4 protein-coding genes and 1 rRNA gene are annotated in these 6510 nt (G+C 60.2%); 3 read left to right on the forward strand and 2 right to left on the reverse strand.

The window, feature by feature from the left end; translation table 11 throughout:
- Position 1: 1 nt before the first annotated feature.
- Together KW821_RS09270 and KW821_RS09275 are read left to right on the forward strand one after the other, a co-directional pair.
- Positions 2-1933, forward strand: a complete 1932-nt coding sequence (locus tag KW821_RS09270) for a bifunctional diguanylate cyclase/phosphodiesterase (RefSeq protein ID WP_042652167.1) — start codon at positions 2-4, stop codon at positions 1931-1933.
- A gap of 58 nt (positions 1934-1991) precedes the next feature.
- Entirely contained in the window at positions 1992-2180 is a 189-nt protein-coding gene (locus tag KW821_RS09275; protein WP_042652168.1) for a hypothetical protein, read from the forward strand.
- A gap of 58 nt (positions 2181-2238) precedes the next feature.
- Here KW821_RS09275 and rluA read toward each other — a convergent pair whose 3' ends face one another.
- Together rluA and rapA are read right to left on the reverse strand one after the other, a co-directional pair.
- Complete coding sequence (gene rluA, locus KW821_RS09280) at positions 2239-2895, reverse strand: bifunctional tRNA pseudouridine(32) synthase/23S rRNA pseudouridine(746) synthase RluA (protein ID WP_042652169.1); 657 nt, start codon at positions 2893-2895, stop codon at positions 2239-2241.
- 36 nt (positions 2896-2931) lie between these two features.
- Complete coding sequence (rapA, locus tag KW821_RS09285) at positions 2932-5799, reverse strand: RNA polymerase-associated protein RapA (RefSeq protein ID WP_218291216.1); 2868 nt, start codon at positions 5797-5799, stop codon at positions 2932-2934.
- Between the two features lie 606 nt (positions 5800-6405).
- On the opposite strand from rapA, the gene KW821_RS09290 reads away from it, so the two are divergent.
- A 16S ribosomal RNA gene (locus tag KW821_RS09290) occupies positions 6406-6510 on the forward strand; the annotation flags it as partial.

Raw genomic sequence — 6510 nt, forward strand, 5'->3', positions numbered from 1 at the left:
GGTGAAAGCGAAGACCAGGGCCTGGCCCTTACTCGGCGTTCTCTATCTATCCATTCTGCTGTTCACGGGTAGCACCCTGTATTGTCTGGTGCAGATACAGAATGCGACCCGGGTGATGGAGAAGTACACCTACGACGTCTCCTGGGCCCTGATGCAGCTCCAGCTCGAGCTGGGGCGCTTTCTCAATGCCGTGGAGATCTACCATTACGGCGGGATCGACCATGAGGCCCTGCTGCTGCGCTACGACATTCTCTGGAGCCGCACCCCTATCCTGCTGAGCGGCCAGCTGCGCAAGAGCCTGGCAGACAATCAGAAGACGCTGCGACTGGTCCAGCTGACCGAGAACAACATCCGGGAGCTGGAACCCAAGCTGGCCGTGCTGAAACCGGGTACACCGGATTATCAGCAGATCATGATGCGGCTCGCCCCCCTGCAAGAGCCGCTGTCCTACTCCCTCGCCTCCGTCATGCAGAACAACATCAACGTCTATTCCGGCAACGACAAGCGCTTTGGCCAGCTGCGCAACGCCTTGCTGTTCATGGTATCCGGCCTGGTGATCTCCGTCATCCTGCTCAGCGGTCTGCTTATTCGTGAGGCCAGGCGCCACTTCAGAATGGCGCGGATCGATCCATTGACCGGCCTCGCCAACCGGCTGGCGTTGCTGGAGAAGATGGAGTCCTACGTCGGCCGCGATACCCCGTTCGGACTGGTGCTGATCGACATCAACGACTTTAGGGACATCAACAGCAAGTTTGGCTACAACACCGGGGATATCCTGCTGCAGGAGCTGGCGAAGCGGCTGCGAACCCTGTGTGAAAATGGCGAATGGGTCGCCCGCCTTGGCGGCGATCAGCTGGCCATGCTGCAGCGGGAGAGCAGCGATCTGCGCCAGGTCAGGGAACTGGTGGCGAGGGTCCTGCATGCCATCAAGCAGGATATTCTTATCGACAACTACCCGTTCCGGCTGGAGGTAGGGATCGGCATCGCCTTCTTCCCCATGGACAGCAACCAGACCCAGGAGCTGCTCAGCCGGGCGGAGCAGGCCCTGTTCCACAGCCGCAAGACCCATGTGCCCTATGTCATCTATGACAACTCCCTGCTCAATGAAACCGCCAGGCGCAAGCACCTCGCCTCCGACATGGTGATGGCGCTGGAGCACAATGCGCTCGAGCTCTACTACCAGCCCATCGTCAACCTGGAGAACGGTCGCTGCGAGGCGGTCGAGGCGCTGCTGCGCTGGCGCCACCCCGAGCTGGGCTTTATCCCGCCCAACGAGGTGATCCAGGTGGCGGAGGAGTTCCAGTTGGCGGAGAAACTCGGCAGCTGGGTCCTGAACACCGCCTGCGAGCAGCTCTACAAGTGGCAGCATCTGGGCTTGGTCGATCTGCAGATGTGCGTCAACATCTCGCCCGGTATGTACCAGCGCAACTTGTTGAAACTGGTAGCCAAGGCATTGATGGAGCACCACATCCCCGCCTCCAGTCTGGTGCTGGAGGTGACCGAGGACACCACCATGCGCGAGGTGAAGAACTCGCTGCAGCTGATGCAGGATCTTAACCAGCAGGGGGTGCAGCTGGCGCTTGACGATTTCGGTACCGGCTACTCCTCCCTCAGCTACCTGCAGAAATTGCCGGTCAGCAAGGTGAAGATCGACCGCTCCTTCATCCAGGGGATAGACACCTCCATCGAGGCGGCCGAGCTGGTGGCCAACATCTGTCGCATGGCCTCCATGCTGGGCAAGAAGCTGGTCTGCGAGGGCATAGAGACCCAGGGCCAGCTCGATGTGCTGCGCTCATTGACCGATATCCACCTCTACGGTCAGGGCTATCTGTTCAGCCGGCCCGAGCAGGCGGCCAAGGCCTATCAGACCCTGCTGGAGATGGAGGAGCGTTGGCTGGCACGGCGCTCACCGGACAAGGCCTACCTGATCTGACCGATAGGGCTCATGTTCGGTACACAATGGCCGATAGAGCTTAGGCAGGAGGTACACAATGGATATTTCTAGCTCTGCATCTACGTCATACGGCTCTGCCTTGATGACGGCCAGTCTGGCGAAAAAACAGCAACTCCAGGACGGCGAAACCGCGCTGAAGTTGCTGCAGACGGCCGCCCAGCCAGCTCAGGCGCCAGTTACATCGGCGACTGGAGCCTTGGGAAGCAACATCAATATTCACGTTTGATCCTAATGAAAAAGCCCCCATCGATCGATGGGGGCTTTTTTTATGCGCAACATCCGGCTCAGAGCGGGAAGGGCGCCGGCGCCTCGAAGCTCATCCGCTCGCCGCTGCGGGGATGAGCGATGGTCAGCATGGCCGCATGCAGATAGAGATGCGGCGCCGCGGCCAGTGCGTCGGGGTGGGCGTAGAGGTTGTCACCGAGTATGGGGTGCCCCAGCTCCAGCATATGCACCCTCAACTGGTGGGAGCGGCCGGTGATCGGCGTCAGCTTGATCAGGCTGTTGCCATTCTCCACCTTCAGCTTCTCCCACAGGGTCAGGGCATGGCGGCCCTCCTCGAAGTCCACCTTCTGCCTGGGGCGGTTGGGCCAGTCCACGCAGAGCGGCAAATCGACCTGACCGGAGTCCGCCTGCGGCTCACCCCAGACCCAGGCGAGGTAATGCTTCTCGGTCTCCCGTTCGCGAAATTGCCGACTCAGCTCCCGGTGGGCGTTCGGGGTGAGGGGAATGACGATCACCCCGGTGGTGGACATGTCGAGGCGATGGGCCGCCGCCGCCTTGGGGTGCTGCTGCTTGACCCGGTGCAGGACGCTGTCTTCATTTTCGGGCCCGCGCCCGGGCACGCTGAGCAGGCCGGTAGGCTTGTTGACCACCATGATGTCCTTGTCGTTGAACAGGATATCGAGCCAGGGTTCCAGAGGCGGTGAATATTCAAACATAGCGTCTCGCATCTTCAATCAAGGGGATGGCCCCCATCAGTTATGGGTGACCACGATAAAGCGGATGGCATCCAGCTTGAGCTGGGTCTGATCGATCAGGTGGTGCAATTCTGCCTGCAAGTTGCGCAGATAATCCAGTTCGCTGTCGCGCACGTTCGGATTGACCGCCTTGAGCGCCTCCAGTCGGTCCAGATCCTGCTGCAGGGTCTGCGCCATCTGGGCGCGGGCCTTGTCCACTATGGCGGCCTTCAGCTCTTCGGCAATGACCTGGCCCTTGCCAATCAAGCCGTGGATCACCGGCTGGGACGCGGTCACCAGCTTGCTGCCGAGGTGGCGGTTGACCGGGGTCAGCTGACGGTTGAAGGCATCGAACGCCACCTTCTCACCCAGGTTCTGGCCATTCTTGTCCATCAGCAAGCGGATCGGGGTCGGCGGCATGAAGCGGTAGAGCTGGGGGTGCGCCGCCGACTCGGCCACGAAGATCAGCTCGAGCAGGATGGAGCCGATCGGCAGGGCCTTGTTCTTCAACAGGGAGACCGAGGTCGCGCCGATCTCGGAACCCAGGATCAGATCGATACCGCCACGCATGATGGGGTGCTCCCAGGAGAGCAGCGCCATGTCGTCCCGTGCCAGGGCGGTGGGGCGATCGAAGGTGATGGTCATGCCATCCTGGGGCAGGCCCGGGAAGCTTGGCACCAGCATGTGATCGCCGGGGGTCAGCACCAGCGCATTCTCACCCCTGTCATCCTGGTTGACGCCGATCTCGTCGAACATCTTGAGGGCGAAGGAGATCATGCCGGTGTCATCATCCTCGGCGTCCAGCTTCTCGACCAGGGCGAGGGCGGCGTTGCCACCGCTGGAGTGGATCTCCAGCAGCCGATCGCGGCCTTGCTCCATCCGAGCCTTGAGTGGCTCGTGCAGCTCGCGGGTCTTGACCAGCAGGGCATCCAGCACCGTCTGCTCGCCGTCGTTGGCGGCCAGCAGCTCGAACAACTCGTCCCGCACCGCTTCAAAGATCGGGCGGGCGGTGGGACAGGTCTGCTCGAAGGCATCCAGACCATCGTGATACCAGAGCAGCAGGGCCCGCTGGGCGGTGCCGGTCAGATAGGGGACATGGATCTCGACGGTGTTCTGTTGGCCGATCCGATCGAGACGACCGATGCGTTGCTCCAGCAGATCCGGGTTGAGGGGCAGATCGAACAGCACCAGGTGGCTGGCAAACTGGAAGTTGCGACCCTCCGAGCCTATCTCGGAGCAGAGCAGCACCTGGGCGCCGCCCTCTTGCTGAGCGAAGTAGGCAGACGCCTTGTCCCGCTCCAGGATGGACATCCCCTCGTGGAACACTGCGCCACGGATCCCCTCGCGGGTGCGCAGCGCCTCTTCCAGTGCGATGGCGGTGGCGGCCTCGGAGCAGATCACCAGCACCTTCTGCTGGCGGGCGCCGAGCAGCAGCTCCAGCAACCAGTCGACGCGCGGATCGAACTGGGTCCAGCTGGCATTGTCGCCTTCGAACTGCTGGAAGATCTTCTCCGGATAGAGGTAACGCAGGGCGCGAGTCTGCAGATCGCCCCCGTTGCCGCCCATCATGCCCATTACCTTGACTGCGGTCTTGTACTGCTCCGGCAGCGGCATGGGGTAGACGTTGAGGTGACGCTCGGGGAAGCCCTGAATGTTGGCGCGGCTGTTGCGAAACAGCACGCGGCCGGTGCCGTGCTGATCGAGCAGCTTGCGAACCGCCTGTTCACGGGCGGCGGCATTGCTCAAGTCCAGTCCATCCAGCTGGCCGGCGAGGATCTGCCGAGCTTCGTCGCTCAGGGTCTCGCCCGCAAGTAGTTCCTGGGCGGCGCTGGCCACCTGGCCATAGGCCTGCTCCTCGGCGAGGAAGGCGTCGTAATCGTAGAAGCGCTCGGGATCGAGCAGGCGCAGACGAGCGAAATGGCTCTGGTGGCCCAGCTGATCCGGGGTGGCGGTCAGCAGCAGCACGCCCGGTACCTGTTCGGCCAGGGCCTCCACCATCTCGTAGGCGCGGCTCGGTGCTTCCTCGCTCCACTCCAGGTGATGCGCTTCGTCGACGACCAGCAGATCCCACTCGGCTTCCAACACCTGCTCGAAGCGGCGGCGCTTCTTGCGCAAGAAGTCGAGGCTGCAGATCACCAGCTGCTCCGTCTCGAACGGATTCTCGGCGTCCGCAAAGGCTTCGATGCAGCGCTCCTCGTCAAACAGGGAGAAGTGCAGGTTGAAGCGGCGCAGCATCTCGACCAGCCACTGGTGCTGCAGGGTCTCCGGCAGCAGGATGAGCACGCGCTGGGCACGACCGGAGAGCAGTTGCTGATGGATGATCATGCCTGCTTCTATGGTCTTGCCGAGACCCACCTCGTCGGCCAGCAGCACGCGCGGGGCATAGCGATGACCCACTTCGTGGGCAATATAGAGCTGATGCGGGATCAGGCTGACCTTGCCGCCGGCCAGGCCACGGGTCGGATTGCGGCGACGCTGGTGCTGGTTGATCAGGGCTTCGTAGCGCAGGGTAAAACGGGACATCCGATCGATCTGACCGGCAAACAGGCGATCCTGCGGCTTGTTGAACTTGATGAAGTTACTGAGGAACACCTCTTTGAGGACGACGGGCTCCTCGTTATTGGTGCGGACACCTACATATATAAGCAGCCCATCCTTCTCCTGCACTTCTTCAACCAGCATGGTCCAGTCTTCATGACTGGCTATCTGGTCGCCCACATTGAAGCTGACCCGGGTGACCGGCGCCTCTTCTTTGGCATACATACGGTTTTCACCGGTAGCCGGAAACAACAGGGTAACCATGCGTCCTTCAACAGCAACGACAGTCCCCAACCCCAGATCCGTCTCTGTATCACTAATCCAACGCTGGCCAAGTGCAAAAGGCATTAAACTCTCCAAAGCCCAAGAGTGTGAGAATCGCAAAGGGGCGCTATGTTACCCGAAGGCGGGATCCCGATCACCATGCTAATGGCGATCGGGAAAACCAATTCGAAACAAGTTTGATCTGTCGACCCCATCCATCCACCAAGATGAAGAAAGCACACTCAATTGGTCCCCTCATCGAACGCTGGTGCATCACTTTGATTGCTTAGTGAACGGTTGGACTGCAAATACGAATATTATGCGAAATTAGCCTTGCCAATCCGACCTCGCTCCCTATAATGCGCCACATCGACAGGGCAAGCGGCAACGCAAACAAGCCGGTCGGTGCCTCGATAAAGCCTCTGAAAATAAGGCTTGACTCGAGAAGGCGGTTGAGTAGAATGCCACTCCCGCAGCGACAAAACGTTGCAACGCTCTTTAACAATTTGAATCAAGCAATCTGTGTGGGCACTCACAGCATCGAGCATCAAAAACAATTTTTGATTTTCAATGTCTGGTGAAGTGACCAAAACGACTTGTTAGCAATAACAAGCCGAACAGTTTATTTCAGCAATTCATTGAGCCGCTGAAGTTCGTTACCTCGGTATCGAATGAACGCAAACCAAACTTAAATTGAAGAGTTTGATCATGGCTCAGATTGAACGCTGGCGGCAGGCCTAACACATGCAAGTCGAGCGGCAGCGGGAAAGTAGCTTGCTACTTTTGCCGGCGAGC

This window comes from Aeromonas sp. sif2416, assembly GCF_019218665.1.
Classification (GTDB): Bacteria; Pseudomonadota; Gammaproteobacteria; order Enterobacterales; family Aeromonadaceae; genus Aeromonas; species Aeromonas encheleia.